The 16,701-nt window shown below is 65.9% G+C and carries 18 protein-coding genes; 6 read left to right on the top strand and 12 right to left on the bottom strand.

Translation table 11 applies throughout. The features are described 5' to 3' along the window. Positions 1-157 precede the first annotated feature (157 nt). On the top strand, positions 158-1,273 hold the full coding sequence (locus AC3WLD_RS04460; protein ID WP_492555726.1) for an OmpA family protein: 1,116 nt from the start codon (positions 158-160) through the stop codon (positions 1,271-1,273). 107 nt (positions 1,274-1,380) lie between these two features. Further along, positions 1,381-1,923, top strand: a complete 543-nt coding sequence (locus AC3WLD_RS04465) for a superoxide dismutase family protein (protein WP_492555727.1) — start codon at positions 1,381-1,383, stop codon at positions 1,921-1,923. Here AC3WLD_RS04465 and AC3WLD_RS04470 read toward each other — a convergent pair. The 7 genes from AC3WLD_RS04470 to AC3WLD_RS04500 form a co-directional block, all read right to left on the bottom strand. After that, complete coding sequence (locus tag AC3WLD_RS04470) at positions 1,920-3,491, bottom strand: MFS transporter (protein WP_492555728.1); 1,572 nt, start codon at positions 3,489-3,491, stop codon at positions 1,920-1,922. The genes AC3WLD_RS04465 and AC3WLD_RS04470 overlap by 4 nt on opposite strands. Before the next feature lie 27 nt (positions 3,492-3,518). Further along, a complete protein-coding gene (queC, locus tag AC3WLD_RS04475; protein WP_492555729.1) occupies positions 3,519-4,214 on the bottom strand; it encodes a 7-cyano-7-deazaguanine synthase QueC in 696 nt (231 codons plus the stop codon). Positions 4,215-4,262: 48 nt separating this feature from the next. Beyond that, positions 4,263-4,664 carry a DUF3617 domain-containing protein gene (locus tag AC3WLD_RS04480; RefSeq protein WP_492555730.1) on the bottom strand — a complete coding sequence of 134 codons (402 nt, stop codon included), beginning with the start codon at positions 4,662-4,664 and terminating at the stop codon, positions 4,263-4,265. A 150-nt stretch (positions 4,665-4,814) separates the two neighbouring features. Then, entirely contained in the window at positions 4,815-5,720 is a 906-nt protein-coding gene (gene hslO, locus AC3WLD_RS04485) for an Hsp33 family molecular chaperone HslO (protein ID WP_492555731.1), read from the bottom strand. Further along, positions 5,717-6,643, bottom strand: a complete 927-nt coding sequence (gene argF, locus AC3WLD_RS04490) for an ornithine carbamoyltransferase (RefSeq protein ID WP_492555732.1) — start codon at positions 6,641-6,643, stop codon at positions 5,717-5,719. Before argF ends, hslO begins: the two co-directional genes overlap by 4 nt. Continuing rightward, on the bottom strand, positions 6,640-7,836 hold the full coding sequence (locus AC3WLD_RS04495) for an aspartate aminotransferase family protein (RefSeq protein ID WP_492555733.1): 1,197 nt from the start codon (positions 7,834-7,836) through the stop codon (positions 6,640-6,642). The genes argF and AC3WLD_RS04495 overlap by 4 nt, the downstream gene beginning before the upstream one ends. A gap of 145 nt (positions 7,837-7,981) precedes the next feature. Further along, positions 7,982-8,773, bottom strand: a complete 792-nt coding sequence (locus AC3WLD_RS04500) for a cold-shock protein (protein WP_492555734.1) — start codon at positions 8,771-8,773, stop codon at positions 7,982-7,984. A gap of 274 nt (positions 8,774-9,047) precedes the next feature. On the opposite strand from AC3WLD_RS04500, the gene AC3WLD_RS04505 reads away from it, so the two are divergent. The 4 genes from AC3WLD_RS04505 to AC3WLD_RS04520 are packed head-to-tail and all read left to right on the top strand — an operon-like array spanning position 9,048 to position 12,354. Further along, positions 9,048-9,482 (top strand): protein tyrosine phosphatase family protein, encoded by a 435-nt coding sequence (locus tag AC3WLD_RS04505; protein ID WP_492555735.1) that lies wholly within the window; start codon positions 9,048-9,050, stop codon positions 9,480-9,482. Continuing rightward, a complete protein-coding gene (locus AC3WLD_RS04510) occupies positions 9,479-9,838 on the top strand; it encodes a hypothetical protein (RefSeq protein ID WP_492555736.1) in 360 nt (119 codons plus the stop codon). Before AC3WLD_RS04505 ends, AC3WLD_RS04510 begins: the two co-directional genes overlap by 4 nt. Before the next feature lie 13 nt (positions 9,839-9,851). Then, positions 9,852-10,775 (top strand): sterol desaturase family protein, encoded by a 924-nt coding sequence (locus AC3WLD_RS04515; protein ID WP_492555737.1) that lies wholly within the window; start codon positions 9,852-9,854, stop codon positions 10,773-10,775. Beyond that, complete coding sequence (locus AC3WLD_RS04520) at positions 10,768-12,354, top strand: GMC family oxidoreductase (protein ID WP_492555738.1); 1,587 nt, start codon at positions 10,768-10,770, stop codon at positions 12,352-12,354. The genes AC3WLD_RS04515 and AC3WLD_RS04520 overlap by 8 nt, the downstream gene beginning before the upstream one ends. Before the next feature lie 178 nt (positions 12,355-12,532). Here the strand turns inward: AC3WLD_RS04520 and AC3WLD_RS04525 are convergent, their stop codons facing one another. The 5 genes from AC3WLD_RS04525 to AC3WLD_RS04545 form a co-directional block, all read right to left on the bottom strand. Beyond that, the gene (locus AC3WLD_RS04525) at positions 12,533-13,951 is read right to left on the bottom strand and encodes an ammonium transporter (protein ID WP_492555739.1); all 1,419 of its coding nucleotides are present in this window, start codon (positions 13,949-13,951) and stop codon (positions 12,533-12,535) included. Between the two features lie 47 nt (positions 13,952-13,998). After that, a complete protein-coding gene (locus tag AC3WLD_RS04530) occupies positions 13,999-14,337 on the bottom strand; it encodes a P-II family nitrogen regulator (RefSeq protein ID WP_492555740.1) in 339 nt (112 codons plus the stop codon). A gap of 178 nt (positions 14,338-14,515) precedes the next feature. Next, complete coding sequence (locus AC3WLD_RS04535; RefSeq protein ID WP_492555741.1) at positions 14,516-15,211, bottom strand: endonuclease/exonuclease/phosphatase family protein; 696 nt, start codon at positions 15,209-15,211, stop codon at positions 14,516-14,518. A gap of 30 nt (positions 15,212-15,241) precedes the next feature. Continuing rightward, positions 15,242-15,799, bottom strand: coding sequence for a pyridoxamine 5'-phosphate oxidase family protein (locus tag AC3WLD_RS04540; RefSeq protein WP_492555742.1), 558 nt, complete (start codon positions 15,797-15,799; stop codon positions 15,242-15,244). Then, a complete protein-coding gene (locus AC3WLD_RS04545) occupies positions 15,799-16,668 on the bottom strand; it encodes an alpha/beta fold hydrolase (protein WP_492555743.1) in 870 nt (289 codons plus the stop codon). Before AC3WLD_RS04545 ends, AC3WLD_RS04540 begins: the two co-directional genes overlap by 1 nt. Between the last annotated feature and the right edge of the window lie 33 nt (positions 16,669-16,701).

A 16,701-nucleotide genomic window follows, 5' to 3' on the forward strand; every position in this document is an offset into this window, starting at 1 on the left:
CACATGAGGGTAGTTTCCGCTTCATTTGTTGCAGATTTCCGGCCAAATTCCGTGGCTTTTCGGCAACACATGGCGATTTTGCCCGCTTGCACGTGACCAACTAAAAAGATAGACCTTCGCCACGAAGTGGCACCTATCGCAAAAAGGGGAAACTATAATGCGGAAATTGGTCATTGGGATGGCCCTGGCCTCGACGGCCTTGGCAGCCCCGGCTGTGGCCCGCGACGATTCGTGGTATGTCGAACTCGACGGCGGTGCCATGCTTGTCCAGGATCAGGATTTCGATGTGGGCGCGGTCAACGACGCCACCTCCATTGACTATGATGGCGGTTTCGACGTCGGTGGCATTGTCGGTTACGACTTCGGCGGCTTCCGCCTCGAAGCTGAAACCAGCTACCGTCGTGCTCGCAACGACTCGATCTACACCCGGAGCGCGATCGGCAATCTTGCGAATCCGACCTTCTTCAACCGCGACATCGATGCCGTGACTGGCCACGCCGACGCGCTCAGCTTCATGCTGAACGGCATGCTGGACTTCGGTCCTGACGATGGCGTCCAGGGCTTCGTCGGCGGCGGTGCGGGCGTTGCCCGCGTCAACATCGAAGGCGCTCTGAACCAGACCGTCCCGTTCCTCGACGATTCGGACACCGGTTTCGCCTGGCAGGCGATCGCCGGCATCCGCGCTCCGATCGACGATCACTGGGACGTGGGCCTGAAGTATCGCTTCTTCAACGCCGACAACGTCAACCTGATCGACAGCGCCGGCCGCGACGTGGAAACCCGTTTCCGCTCGCACTCGATCCTCGGCACGCTGACCTACAACTTCGGTGGCGCCGCCCCGGTCGAGGAAGCTCTGCCGCCGCCGCCGCCCCCGCCGCCGCCCCCGCCGCCCCCGCCGCCGGCTCCCAAGCCTGCGCCGGTCTGCAACAAGGGTCCGTACATCGTGTTCTTCGACTGGGATAAGTCGAACATCACGCCGGAAGCTGCGACGGTTCTCGACAACGCGGTTACCGCCTACGGCAACTGCGCCCGCGTGCCGATCATGCTCGCCGGTTACACTGACCGTTCGGGTACCGTGACGTACAACCAGGGCCTGTCGGAGCGCCGCAACGCTTCGGTCCGTTCGTACCTGACCACGCATGGCGTGCCGGATGGTGCGATCAGCAGCCAGGCGTTCGGCGAAAGCAACCCGCGCGTCCCGACCGCGGACGGCGTGCGCGAACCCCAGAACCGTCGTGTGGAAATCACCTACGGTCCGGGCTCGGGCATGTAAGCCAAGGCTCACGCCAATCAGAAAGAGGGGTCGGAGAAATCCGGCCCCTTTTTCTTTGTCGTGATGGCGTTACCATGCTCGCCGGACGGGGAGTGCCGGAGAGTAACGTGACACCCTTCAAGACAGCCTGCATCGCCGTTTCAGTTCTGATTTTCGTTTCTGGCTGCGCGATGACGTCAGCCGAACCGGCCAGGACCGCCGCCACAACCATCGTCGCGACAGCTACCCTGCGCGATGTGGCTGGCCATGAGGTCGGCAAGGCGGAACTCCGCCAGGCGGCTGGATGGTCGATTGCAATCGGCGTGTCGGGGCAGACCTCGGGTGCGCATGGCATCCATCTGCACACGGTTGGCGCATGCGATGCGCCGGACTTTGCGTCGGCGAAAGGCCACCTGAATCCCGATGGCCGCCAGCATGGCTCGGCCAATCCAGCCGGGATGCATCAGGGCGACATACCCAACCTTGAGGTCGGGGCGGACGGGACCGCCAGCGTGTCGCTGCCGCTGTCTTCCACCCTGGACATGGCACAACTCTTCGACGCTGACGGAACCGCCATCGTCATCCATGCCGGGGCCGACGATTACCGCACAGATCCGTCAGGCAACAGTGGCGGCCGGGTCGCCTGCGGCGTGCTTCGTCGTGCGGTCTAGCTGAAAACCGCTGCTTCTCCCGCAGCATGCGCTCGACCCGCAACGGTCGCGGCTGCTGCGGGAACGAGCTTGATCGCCAGGAGCAGCAGCACTGTTCCGATCGGAACAACTGCGAGGGTCGAGAGCACGCCAAGCCCGAGGTCGTCGTTGTTGCGGGCCGAGACATAGCCGGCCATGAATGGCCCCAGCGCCAAGGCGACGAGCGTCGTCGCCAGGAAGAACGAGGCCGTGGCGGTCCCGCGCATTCTCGGCAGGACGAGCGATTGGCTCGCTGCCGCCGCTGCGCCGAGCGCGGACGATGACAGGGCGATCCCTGCGAAGTTCAGGACGACGAACACCGCGAACGAGTCAGTGGTGTATGCGCCGAAGACCGCCGGTACTGGTGCCAGCAATCCGAAGAGCACAACCATGATCCGCCCGGCCGGATATCGTTCCTGCAACGCATCGGCGACTCTTCCCCCCAGAATCACGCCAAGGAATCCGGCCAATGCGCCCGGGGCGCCGATCAGCCATCCGAGATCCGCCTTGTCGATGTCGAATGTCCGCTCGGCATAGGGCGCGCCCCAGTAGGATCCTGCGTACGACACGAACGCCACCATTCCATAACCCAGCGTGGTGCACAGGAAGGCGGGCGAACCCCAGATCAGCCGGAACGTCGGCAGGTCACGAGAGCGAAGGGCAGCGGCCCAGCAGTACACGGCATAGACGCCCACTCCGACGAACAGCCATTGCTGCAAGGTCGATGCGCCCGCGAGCCAGGTCGCCAGCTTGACGGCCAATGCGATCAAGGCGGCCACGACAAGGTTGAGAACCAGCGCCATTGGGCCCCGACGCAGGGCACCGATCAGCGTGAAGGGCGGAATCACGTCGAGCAACTCGTTGAAGAAGCCCTTGAACGGCTGGGGATCTGGCGGAGTCGGGAAGCCGTCGATCGCGCCCCGTATCGGCTCCCGGATCGTCGCAACCCACAACGCGAGAAGGATGCCGGGAATGCCGACGGCCATGAAGGCTGCCTGCCACCCGGCCAGGCCGAGCGGTCCTCCACCGGGATAAGCCGCGTTCCATCGCTCAACGATCAGCCCGCCGATCAGCAGCGACAGACCACCGCCGAGATACAGGCCGGACGAGTAGATCGCCAGCGCGGTCGCGCGCAGCCGCTTGGGGAACAAGTCCGAAATCAGCGAGTAGGCCGCCGGACTGGCCGTCGCTTCACCCACGCCCACACCGATCCGCGCGCCGGTCAGCATCGCCCCGTTTCGGGCGAAGCCGGACGCGGCGGTCATGACCGACCACAAGGCAAGTCCTGCGCTCATCAGCTTCACCCGGTGCCAGCTGTCCGCGAGGCGTCCGAGGGGGATACCGAACAACGCGTAGAACACCGCGAACGCCGTGCCGTACAGGAACCCGAGATCCGCGTCGGTGAGGTCGAGGTCCGCCTTGATGTCATTGGCGAGGATCGAGAGGATCTGCCGGTCGATGAAATTGAGGATGTAGACCACGACCAGGACGCCGAGGACGTACCAGCTATACGGCGGAATCCGCTCCTCGGTGGGCTGATCGGGGGTCATTCAGGTCTCTCCGGTTATATCTGGTTGTCAGGCGTAGTTGCTGCCATCGGGCAGCCCGGCTTCCGCGAACCCCGCTTTTCGCAACCGGCAAGAGTCGCAAAGGCCGCAAGGTCGACCGTCCACCCGCGGATCGTAGCACGACCAGCTCTCCCCCGGATCAAGCCCCAGCCGGTGGGCTTCTCGGGCGATTTGAGCCTTCGTCAGGTTCTGCAAAGGCGCGTGAATGCGGACAGTGCCGCCTCCGCTCCCGAACTTGGTCGCGACCCTTGCAAGATGCTCAAACCCCGAAACGAATTCGGGCCGGCAGTCCGGATAACCCGAGTAGTCGAGCGCATTGACCCCGATGAACAGATCGCTGGCCCCGACTGCTTCGCCCCAAGCCAGTGCGAGCGAGAGAAATACGAGGTTTCGCGCCGGGACGTAGGTCACGGGGATATCCGGGCCAAGGCCGTCTTTTGGAACCGCGAGGTCCGAGGTCAGCGCGGAACCGCCGAACTGCCTGAGGTCGAGCGGGAGCACAACGTGGCGGTCCACCCCGATGCGCTCTGCAATTCGCCGCGCATGGTCGAGTTCCACCCGGTGGCGCTGGTTGTAATCGATGGTCAGCGCCAGGATGCGGAAACCCTGCTCGCGCGCCAGTCCGGCACAAACCATTGAATCGAGCCCGCCCGACAGGAGGACGACTGCGGCGGAGGAACTGTCGGTCGTATCGGGAGAAACCATCCTCCCAGAGCTAGCTTGCCGAGGTTGCCGAGGCAAACGAAAGCGGCGTCAACGCCCGCAGTCGCCGACGCGGCGGGCTTCTGCCACGAATTCGAATGGCAAGCCGCGAGCGATCCCTTGCGACTCGACCTGAGCGAGAGCCTGATTCTCGAACCGGATGCGGGTCCGGCCGTTTCCTGTACCAGGGCAGGTGTATTGCACCGTCACCTCGCCGGGCGTGTCCTGGACGATGAACGACTGACAGGTCTCCCCGAAGTGGCGGACCTGGATCAGCTTGCGGCCCGAGCTCACGCACAAGCGACGCACATCGCTTCCGCTCCGGTCACGCAGCTCCCACTGTCCGGGCTGGAGCCTGTCGAGCATCGCAAGGGCGGGGCCTTGGGCGAGCGTGGTACCTGCAGTAATTCCCGCCGCGAGGATGCCGGCGATCCACAGTACGCGCCTGACCATGCGCTTCGTCGGCAGGTTATCCGCTTTCACTTGCATATTCGCCACCTAGCGCCCGTCCGGGATGCTCGATGTGGTCGGGCGCATAGTTCATAGCAGATTTTCTGCTGCGACGAAACGCCCTATAGCGTAGATGAAGCGTTCGAAATTGGATCAGTCGTGGATCACGAACTCGTGCGAGCAGAAGGCGCAGTCGATCACGATTGCCCCTGAATCATCGCGCATTTCCGCTCGATCTTCTTCCGAAAACCGTCCCAGAAGCTCGCGGTAGTGGGCGATGCTGCAGCGGCAACCCTTGACCAGCGGCCTGCCGGGTTCGACGCGCACTTCCCGTTCCTCGTGAAACAGGCGCCAGACCAGCGCTTCGAGGCTCAAGGCCGGATCCACCAGTTCCTCGGGGCGCATGCTTCCAGCCAGTGCGGAGACGTGTTCCCACTCCGGATGATCGAGCCGCGCGTGGAGCCGCTCACGCCCTTCCTCGCCTTCGGGCAGATGCTGGACAAGCAATCCCCCAGCCACGCATTCGTCGCGGGTGCTGCTCACGCCGACCCGAATCAGCGTGGGCACCTGTTCGGACTGGAAGAAATAGCTTTCGCAGGCCTCCGCCAGCGAATTGCCCTCAAGCGGAACGATCCCCTGATACCGCTGGCCGGTCGTCGCGAGGTCGAAGGTGATCGCCAGATAGCCGTCGCCGAACAGTGAGAACAGCGACGGGACCGGACCAAGCTCGTCGAGGCGCGAACGGTTGTGGCGGACGTAGCCGCGCAGCTCGCCGCCACGGTAGTCGCAGACGAGGAGATCGATGACGCCGTCCTGCGTCTGCGCCTGGAGAGTCAACTGGCCGGCGTCGTCCTTGAGCAAGGTCCCGAGCAACGCGGTGATCGTCAGCGCCTCCGCCAGGATATGCTTGACCGGGACCGGGTAGTCGTGCGCCGAGAGGATTTCATCGAGGACGGGGCCAAGCCGCACCACCCGGCCGCGCGCATCGCGGTCGGGCAGCGTGAAGTAGAGCGGCTGGTCGAAGCCGTGCTCTCCGTCGGTTCTCTGCGCTTCGCTCACAGTTGACCGAACACCCAGCGAAGGACCGACTTTTGTGCATGGATGCGGTTTTCCGCCTCGTCCCATACAACGGAGTGCGGACCGTCGATCACCCCGTCCGTCACTTCCTCGTTACGGTGCGCGGGCAGGCAGTGGAGGAACAGTGCGTCGGGTTTCGCCTGCGCGATCAGGGCTTCGTTGACCTGATACGGCGCCATCGCGGCGAGCTTGGCCTCGGCATGGGTCTGGCCCATCGAGATCCACGTGTCCGTTACCACCACGTCCGCGCCGCGTACTGCTTCGGCTGCGTCGCGCGTGACCGAGATGCCGGCCCCGCCGGCGCGCGCCGCCTCGATGAACGAAGCGTCGCTCTCGTAGCCCTCAGGCACGCCGACGCGGACGTTGAACTTCATCAGCCCCGCCGCTTCGACGATCGAGTTGAGCACATTGTTGCCGTCTCCCAGCCACGCGACTTCCAGGCCGGGCAGCGCCTTGCCATGCTCGATCACGGTCAGGAGGTCGGCCATGATCTGGCACGGGTGGGAGAGGTCGGTAAGCCCATTGATCACCGGAACGTCGGCATAGTGTGCCAGTTCCTCGACCTTGGCATGGTCATCGGTGCGCAGCATGATGGCATCGGCCATGCGGCTGAGTACGCGCGCGGTATCGGCGATGGTTTCGCCCCGACCGAGCTGAGTCGTCCCCGCATCGAGGATCAGCGCCGACCCGCCGAGCTGGCGCATCGCCACGTCGAACGAGACGCGGGTGCGGGTCGAGTTCTTCTCGAACACCATGGCCAGGACATGCCCGGCGAGCGGAGCATCGCGATCGGCGCTGCCCTTGGGTAGGCCCTTCCGCGCCGCCTTCCGGTCGATCGCGTCATTGATCATCGCGGCGACGGCATTGCCGCCGGCATCGGACAGGTTCAGGAAGTGCCGGGTCATGAGGCCGCGGGCTCCTCGATCTTGTAGCTCGCGGCGGCGGCCGAAAGCTTCTCCATGAACTCCTCGATGTGGCTGTCGTCGATCACCAGCGGGGGGATGACCCGCACGGTGTTGTCGCCCGCCGCCACGGTGAGCAGGTGATGGTTATCGCGCAGGTGCGCGACGAACGGGCGGCTTTCCGACTTCATCTTGACGCCGATCATCAAGCCGCGACCCCGGACGAGTTCGAACAGGTCGGGGTAATTGCCGATGAACTGCTCGAGCCGTCCCCGCAGGCGTTCGCCCTTGTCGCGCACGTCGGCGAGGAACGCCGGGTCGGCGACCACGTCGAGCACCGCCATGCCTGCGGCCATCGCCAGCGGGTTGCCGCCATAGGTCGAGCCGTGGGTGCCGAAGCCCATTCCGCGCGCCGCCTTCTCCGTTGCGAGGCAGGCACCGACCGGGAAGCCGCCGCCGATGCCCTTGGCGGTGGCGAGGATGTCCGGCTCGATCCCGTACTGCTCATAGGCATAGAGCGTACCGGCGCGGGCGACGCCGCACTGGACCTCGTCGAGGATCAGCATCAGGTCGTTCTGGTCGCAAAGCTCGCGCAGGCCCTTCATGAACGCGTCCGAGGCGGGACGAATGCCGCCTTCGCCCTGGATCGGCTCGACGAGGAAGCCCGCGGTGTTCGGGCCCATTGCCGCCTTCGCGCCTTCGAGATCGTCGAATTCGACGTACTTGAAGCCGGGCAGGAGCGGGGCAAAGCCCTTGTGCATCTTCTCCTGGTTCGAGGCGCTGATCGTCGCCATCGTCCGGCCGTGGAACGCGTTCTTGAAGGTGATCAGCTCGAACTTGTGATCGTTGCCGGCGTGCTGGTGATAGGCACGAGCGGTCTTGATCGCGCACTCCACCGCTTCCGCGCCGGAGTTGGTGAAGAACACGGTGTCGGCAAAGGTCAGGTCGACCAGCCGCTGCGCCAGCGCCTCGCCCTGCGGGCTGCCATAGAGGTTGGAGACATGCATCAGCGTCTCCGCCTGCTTCTGGATCGCGCCGATCAGGCCGGGATGCGAGTGACCGAGCAGGTTCACGGCAATGCCGCTGGCAAAGTCGAGAAAGCGACGGCCGTCTTCGGAGATCAGGTGGCAATGCTCGCCTCGCACCGGACGCACGTCGCACCGGGGGTACACGGGCATCAGCGGGGTGATCGACATTGGCTTGCTCCTCTGCAGAAAAAATCCGGGGTATTTCGGAAAAGCGCGACGCAAACGAGAAATGGCGGCTCCCAAAGGAGCCGCCATCCGTGCGTCTTTAGACTGTGGCCGGCACCCGGTCAAACCGGGGGCCGAAGCGCTGAAGTCAACCCTGACGCGGAACGAGGTTGACCGCCGAGTACTTGCCTCGTCGATCGACTTCGAGGTCGAATTCCAGCTTGTCGCCTTCGTTCAGCTCACGCATGCCCGAACGCTCGACCGCGCTGATGTGGACGAACGCGTCCGGCTGGCCGTCGTCACGCGTGATGAAGCCGAAGCCCTTCATCGCGTTGAAGAACTTGACCGTGCCGGTCGCCTTCTCGCCGGTCAGCTCGCGCTGCGGGGCAGCGGGCTTGGCCGCCACGGGGATGACGTCGCCGACGACCTGGAGGTCGGCCGCCGAGATCTTCCCGCCGCGATCGACAAGGTTGAACTCGAGCTGCTGGCCCTCGGCCAGGCCTTCGAGGCCGGCACGCTCAACCGCGCTGATGTGGACGAACACGTCTTCGCCGCCGTCTTCGCGCTGGATGAAGCCGAAGCCCTTCTGGCCGTTGAAGAACTTGACGACGCCCTTGCCGGTGCCGACGACCTGGGCGGGCATGCCGCCGCCACCGCCGCCGCGGAAACCGCCGCCGCCGCCGCCGCCGCCGAAGCGGCCACCGCCGCCACCGCCGCCACCGAAGCCGCCACGGTCGCCGCCGCCGCCGAAGCCGCCGCGACCACCGCCGCCACCGCTGTAGCCGCCGCGATCACCGCCGCCAAACCCGCCACCGCCGTAGCCGCCGCGGTCACCACCGCCGAAACCACCGCCGCCGTACGGATCAAAACCGCCGCCTTCTTCGCCGAAACCGTCCCGCTTGTCGCGTCCGCGTCCCCGCCGCCCTCTGTCAAAACCCATAGAAACCAGTAAACCTTACATCCGCTCCACATCTTGTCCGCACCTTCGGCCGGACGCGGGAGACCGGAAGGCACGGCAAGGAATCATCCGGATCGAAGCCGGCTTTGTCCATTGCGCCGCGGGGTATAGACCATAAAAAGGGGCAAGGCGAACGGATTCCGGAAAAGCGGGGATAGCGCGCTTGCCGCTGTGACATTTCTGCCGCCTGGCCGAGTTGCGTCAGGCCAAGTCCTTGTGCAGAAACGCAGCGATCGACACATCGAGGACTCGTATCATGTTCCGCAAGATCACGCCTACGCTTTACGCCAGCCCGCAGATCACCGTGGACGAGGTGGCCGAGGCGAAGGCGCTCGGCGTCGCGCTGATCGTCAACAACCGGCCCGAGGGCGAGTCCGACGACCAGACCCCCGGGGACGCGATCGAGGCGGCCGCCCGCGCCGCCGGGATCGAATACGTCGCGATCCCCGTCACGCACGCAGGCTTTTCCGGTCCGCAGGTCGCGGCGATGCGCGCGGCGCTGGACAAGGCCGGCGACCGGCCGGTCCTCGCCTATTGCCGGTCAGGCACCCGCTCCACCTTGCTGTGGTCGCTGGCGGAGGCGCAGGCAGGGCGCAATCCCGATGATCTGGCCGCTGCGGCCGCGCAGGGCGGATACGATCTCTCGCCGATCCGCGCCCTGCTCGATTCGCTGAGCGCCGGGGCGCGGTGAACCTGCCGCTCCTGGTCGGCTCGCTGGTGGCAGTCCTGGCAACGGCCGGGATCGTCGCATGGCTCGGGCTTGGCCGCGCCGGGCGAATCGACGACGCGCTGGCCCTGGCCGAAGACCTGCTCCCGGATTTCGAGGCGGACGAAGCCTTCTCCGACGCCGAGGGCCGCAGCGCACTGGTGCGAGGGCGCGATGGCAGCTGGGCGGTGCTGCGCATCCAGGGCCTCCACCCGGTCGCGCGCCGTTTTGCGTCCCGGCCGGCGCTGGTCGTGGATGGAGACGTCGTCGTCGTCGATGCCGGAGAGCGCCGCTTCGGTTTGACGCGGATCGTCAATGACAGGCTGCTGACATTGCTGTAAGTCCATCGCCGAGATGGATGACCTGCCCAACCCCGTGGACTACGCGGTGCCCGCGTTCGTGCTGCTCATGCTGGCCGAGATCGTCGCCTATCGCATCCGCGGGCGGGCCGGGACGGCGGGTTACGAGGCGCGCGACACGCTGACCTCCCTGCTCCTCGGCCTCGGCAGCACCGTGGCGGGCGCGCTGTTCGGCGCGGCGACGGTCGCGCTGCTGGTCTGGGGCTATCAGTTCCACCTGTTCGAGATTGGCTATGCCTGGTGGGCCTTCGTGCTGGCCTTCGTTGCCGACGACCTGGCGTATTACTGGTACCACCGCATCGGCCATCGCAGCCGCTGGTTCTGGGCGGCGCATGTCATCCACCACTCGAGCCAGCACTATAACCTGTCGACTGCGCTGCGGCAGACCTGGACCGGGTTCTTCACCTTCGGCGTGCTGTTCCGCCTGCCGCTGGTGCTGATCGGCTTCCCCCCGGGACTCGTGCTGTTCGTCGGCGGGATCAACCTGATCTACCAGTTCTGGATCCACACCGAGCTGGTCCGGCGGATGCCCGGCTGGTTCGAGGCAGTGATGAACACGCCATCGCACCACCGCGTCCACCACGCTACCAACCCGCGCTACCTCGATTCCAACTATGCCGGGGTGTTCATCGTGTGGGACCGGATGTTCGGCACCTTCGTGCCGGAGGACGACCGCGACCCGATCCGCTATGGGATCGTCAAGCAGCTCGGCAGCTTCAACCTGCTGTGGGCGGCCTTCCACGAATGGATCGGCATCGCCCGCGACGTGTGGAGCGCGCCTTGGGGCTCGAAGAGCGGCTACCTGTGGCGCGAGCCCGGCTGGAGCCACGACAACAGCCGCGATTCCAGCGGCGCGATCAAACGAAAATGGGCGGAGCGCGAAGCGCGCCGCGTGGGGGAGCACCAGGTCAATGCGTGAGTTCGACGTCATCGTGATCGGCGGCGGCAGCGCCGGCAGCGCCGCGACAGCCGAAGTGGCGGCGAACCCCGGACTGTCGGTCTGCCTGCTCGAGGCCGGCGGCACCAACGACAACGTTTTCGTCAAGACCCCGGGGCTTCTGGCGATGCTCCCCAAGGCCACGAACTGGGCCTACGATACCGAGCCGATGGAGGCCCTGGGCGGGCGGGTCGGCTACCAGCCGCGCGGGCGCGGGCTCGGCGGGTCCAGCGCGATCAACGGCATGGTCTATATCCGCGGCAACCGCTGGGATTATGACAACTGGGCGGCGCTCGGCTGCACCGGATGGTCTTATGACGACGTCCTTCCCGTGTTCCGCAAGCAGGAGGGCAACCAGCGCGGGGGCGACGAATTCCACGGCGGCGATGGCCCGCTGACGGTCAGCGAGCAGATCGCGCCGAGCCCGGTCGCGCGCGCCTTCGTCGATGCCGCCAATGCCTTGCAGATCCCGCACAACGACGACTTCAACGGCGCGCGGCAGGAAGGCTTCGGGCTGTACCAGGTCACCCAGCGCGGCGGCGAGAGGTGGTCCGCGGCGCGCGCGTTCGTCGAGCCGCTTACGGGCAAGCCCAACGTCCATGTCGAAACCGGGGCGCTGGTCGAACGGATCGTCATCGAGAACGGCCGTGCCACCGGCGTCCAGATCCGCCGCGGCGGGCAGAGCGAAGCGCTCAAGGCGCGCGGCGGGGTGATCCTTTCCGCCGGCGCGTTCGGCTCGCCGCAGGTGATGATGCTGTCGGGCATCGGGCCGGGCGCGCATCTCGCCGAAATGGGCATCGACGTGGTGCGTGACTGCGCGGCGGTCGGCGGCGACCTGCAGGACCACTGCGACTTCCTCGCCGGCTACGAGCTCGACGACCTGACCCTGTTCGGCGGCTCGCTGCGGGGCATCTGGCAGGTGGCGAAGTCGTTTCTCGAACACCGCCGCAAGCGCACCGGGATGCTCACCACCAATTTTGCTGAAAGCGGCGGGTTCGTGACGATCCGCCCCGATGCGCCCGCACCGGACGTCCAGTACCATTTCATCCGCGCGATCATCCAGAACCACGGGCGCGACAAGCTCGCCGTGCACGGGTTCTCGCTCCATGTCTGCGTGCTGCGCCCGGAAAGCCGGGGCTGGGTCAGGCTCAAGAGCCCCGATCCGGCGATGGCACCCGCGATCAACCCGAACTTCCTGTCGGACCCGCGCGACCTCGAGCTGATGCGTGCCGGGGCGCGGCTGATGCACCGGATCGCGAGCACGCCGCCGCTGTCGGACATGGGTGCGAAGGAGCGTTTCGCCCCGAATTACGACGACGATGACGATCTCGACCGCCGCATCCGCGAGGTGTCGGACACGATCTATCACCCGGTCGGCACCTGCCGGATGGGGCCGGACGAAAGCGACGTGGTCGACCCCCGGCTGAAAGTTCGCGGGGTCGAGGGGCTGTGGGTCGCCGACGCCTCGATCATGCCGCGGCTGGTTTCGGGCAACACCAATGCGCCCAGCATCATGATCGGCGGGCGCTGCGGCGAGTGGGTCCGGCAGGCGCTGCAATAGGCTCCCGGACCGTTCCGTAAAACGCATGAGACCCCCGCCTGCGCGGGGGCGCTTCGCATAAAAAAAGGGCCGGAGCTCTAAAGCTCCGGCCTGAGTCTGTTCGCAGGAGGAACATCGGGTGGCGGACCGGGAGATGTGAGGGAGAGGATGAACCCCCGGCCCGCCAAACTTGTGAGACTTAGTAGTTGTAGGCGCGTTCGCCGTGCTCGGAGAGATCGAGACCCTCGCGCTCGGCTTCCTCGGTCGGACGGAGACCGATGGTCTTGTCGACGATGAAGTAGAGGATCGCGGAGCCGATACCCGAGAAGAGTAGGGTGAACAGGACAGCCTTGATCTGGATGAAGACCTGCTTGCCCATGTCGTAGCTCGCCGCGTCGAACCCGGCCGGGAACACGGTGTAGTCGAACACGCCCTGGCCGCCGAGCGAAGGAGCCGCGACAATGCCCGTCGCGATCGCGCCGACGATGCCGCCGATGCAGTGGACGCCGAAGACGTCGAGCGTGTCGTCGTACTTCAGCTTGTTCTTGATCGTGCTGACGAACAGGTAGCAGATCGGCGAGACGACGAGACCGAGGACGATCGAGGTCATCGGTGCACCGAAGCCCGAAGCCGGGGTGATCGCGACGAGACCCGCGACCGCACCGGTGGCGGCCCCCAGCATCGACGGCTTGCCGTGGTGGAACTGCTCGACGATCGCCCAGGAAACGGCGGCGGCGGCAGTGGCGACGAAGGTGTTGATGAAGGCGACCGCGGCGACGCCGTTGGCTTCAAGGTTGGAGCCGGCGTTGAAGCCGAACCAGCCCACCCACAGCAGCGAGGCGCCGATCATGGTCATGGTCAGCGAGTGCGGCGGGGTGGCTTCCTTGCCGAAGCCGACGCGCTTGCCGATCATGAGGCAGCCGACGAGGCCCGCGATACCGGCGTTGATGTGGACGACGGTGCCGCCGGCGAAGTCCAGCGCGCCCCAGCCCCACAGCAGGCCATAGTCGGTGGGAGCATCGACCAGGAAGTCCGGGCCGGCCCAGTACCAGACCATGTGCGCCATCGGGAAGTAGATCACCGTCAGCCACAGGACCATGAAGATCATCAGCGGAGTGAACCTCACGCGCTCTGCGAACGCACCGACGATGAGGGCCGGGGTGATGCAGGCGAAGGTCATCTGGAACACCACGAAGGTGAATTCCGGGATGTAGACGTTGTTCGAGAACGTCGCGGCGTAGGTCGACGCGCTGACCCCCTCGAGGAACAGCTTCGAGAAGCCGCCGAAGAAGGCGTTCCCGCTGGTGAAGGCCATCGTATAGCCCCAGCTGACCCACACGAGTGCGGCGATCGAGACGATCATGAAGACCTGCATCAGCACCGACAGCATGTTCTTGGTGCGGACGAGGCCGCCGTAGAACAATGCGAGCGCAGGCACGCTCATCATCAGGACGAGGGTGCTGGAGAGCAGCATCCACACGGTGTCGCCCTTGTTGACCATCGTGGCCTGGGCGGCGGCATCGGGCGCCTTGACCATCGCGGTCTGGGCAAAGGCGGCGGTGGTGGCGAAGAGCGAGGCTCCCACGCCGGCCATGCCGCCGATCAGCTTACGGATCATGGTGTTTCCCCCTGTCTCAAGCTTGGAAGGGTTGTGGCTGGGACCGCTCACAGCGCGGTGTCTCCGGCTTCGCCGGTGCGGATGCGGACCGCTTCGGCGAGGTCGAGGACGAAGACCTTGCCGTCACCGATGGCCTCGGTGCTGGCGGTTTGCTGGATCGTCTCGACGATCTGCGGTGCAAGATCGTCGCTCGCGGCGATCTCGATCTTCACCTTCGGCAGCATGTTGGTCGAATATTCGGCCCCGCGGTAAATCTCGGTCTGGCCCTTCTGGCGTCCGAAACCCTTGACCTCGGAAACCGTCATCCCGGCAACGCCCAGCCCCGAGAGCGCCTCGCGCACCTCGTCGAGCTTGAACGGCTTGATGATGGCGATGATGAATTTCATTCATGCCCCCTTTGCGGCTTTGGCCGGAACGACCCGGCTAAACCAAGGAGGCAAGAGGCGTGCCAAACGGCAGAATCTTGCCGGATCAGTCGTTTCTGCGGAACCAGCCTTCCGGATGCGCGTTTAGGTGCGCCCGATTCTTGTGCAGTGCGGTATGACTGCCTAAAATTTGGGCAGGTTATCCGCGAACTTGCAGCCGCGCCCAGACCGGCAGGTGGTCCGAACCGACCGCGGCGAGGGCGCTGTGATGGACCCCCGTCGCCTCGACCGACCAGTGGTCGCTGACCACGATCCGGTCGAGCTGGGCGAGCGGCCGGCGCGAGGGGAAGCTGCGGCCTGGCGACAGCACCGAAAAGCATGCATCGAACGCGCGCAGGGCTCCGCCTTGCACCGACCATTCGTTGAGGTCGCCCATCAGGACGGCGGGTCCGTCGCCGCCGGCGAGGTGATCGCACACCGCGCGGACCTGATGGCGGCGGCGCAGGCCCGACAGGTCGAGGTGCATCCCGACGACGCGGAAGCGCCGGCCGGCGATCGCCAGGTCTGCCGCCACCGCGCCGCGCGGTTCGATCGTCGGCAGCGGCACCGCACGGGCATCGAGCACCTCGATCTCCCGCCGCACCAGCAGCGCGTTGCCGTGCCAGCCCATGCTCAGGGGACGCATGCCGACAGGCACGACCTTCCATGGGCTGTGATCGTCGATCGCCTGCCGCGGTAGGACAGAGTGACGCTCCCCGAAGCGCTGGTCGGCTTCCTGCAGGGCGATCACGTCGGCGTCGATCTCGCGAAGCACGCTGAGGATGCGGTCGGGATCGCGGCGCCGGTCGAGACCGACTCCCTTGTGGATGTTGTAGCTGGCGAAGGTCAGCTGCATCGTCGCCGGTCCAAGCGCTGCCGGGCCGCTTCAGTTCCCGCGGATATAGCGGTCGGTCGGGCGCGTCGGCAGGCCGTCGATACTGCGGTCACGACCGGCCGTCTTGACCATCCAAGCCTCCGGATCGGCCTGCCGGTGGTATTTGATCAGCGTTTCCCGCTCCTTCTCGACGGTCATCAGCGGGACCCCCCAGCCGCAGCTGGTCTGGACGCTGTCGACCGTGACGTCGAAGATCTGGCGGGTGCCGGGTAGCAGGGTGAAGTGCGCGGCGAGCTCCGCCCATTCGGGATCTGCGGGCAGCACCGGGCGGCCACGGCCATAAAGGCGCAGGATCAGCGCGGGCTGCTGGAAATTGGTCATCATCACGGTGATCCGCCCGTCGGCGACGAGGTGCGCGTGAGTCTCGTTGCCCGACCCGGCCAGATCGAGCCACGCGACCCGGTTCGGCCCGAGCACGCGGAAGCAGTCATAGCCCTTGGGCGAAAGGTTGATCCGCCCCTCGGCCGCCGCCGTCGCCACGAAGAACACCGACTGCCGCCCGATCGTTTCCTCGTGCTCGGGCAGGATGCGGTCGTGGAACGTGGCCATCAGAGGAAGTCCTTCAAGGTCGCGATGAAGCGGTCGAACTGGTCGTGGTGGAGCCAGTGGCCGGCATTCTCGAACTCCATGACGCTAGCAGTCCTGAACGGCGCGATCCGCCCGTCCTTTTCCGGATTGGAAGCCCAGCTGTCGGCGCCATAGAGCATCAGCACCGGGCACTCGATCGCGCCCCACAGCTCCTCGACCTTGGCCATTTCGCCGTCGTGCGGCTTCCAGTTGTTCAGGTGCGGGTCGAACTTCCAGGAATAGGTGCCGTCCTCGTTCCGGTTGACGCCGTGGATCGTCAGATGGTGGGCCTGCTCTTCGGTCAGGTAGCTGTTTTCCTCGCGCATCCGAGCCAGTGCATCCTCGATGCTGGCGTAGCGCCGAGGCATCCGGCCCGACGAGCGGTGCTTCTGGTCCATCCATTCGCGCAGGCGCTGGGGATAGGGCGTTGCCTCAACCTCCGCCTGGACCTGGGGCGAAGGGCCCAGGCCCTCGATCGCCACGAGCTTGCGGACGAGGTCCGGGTAAGTCGCGGCGAGCCGCAGGCAGACCTGCCCGCCCATCGAGTGCGAGACGATGGTCACCGGCTTCTCGTCGAACTGGCGGATCAGCTGGACCACGTCGTAGATCATGTCGGTCGCGACATAGTTGCCGTCCGACACCCATTCGCTGTCACCGTGTCCGCGGTGATCCATGGCTACGACATGCCAGTCGTCCCGCAGCGCCTCGGCGGTCCAGTCCCAGCTGCGGCAATGATCGCGCCCGCCGTGGATCAGCAGGAGCAGCGGTTTGTCCGCATTGCCCCAGTCGACATAGTGCAGGCGCATGCGCTGGGAGATGAAGCTGCGGGACGTGGGGCCGAGAAGGGTCATGGCCCGACCCTTGCGCGGCAGCCCCGGCGATGC

The sequence above is a fragment of the Novosphingobium sp. FW305-C-111 genome (genome assembly GCF_058783565.1).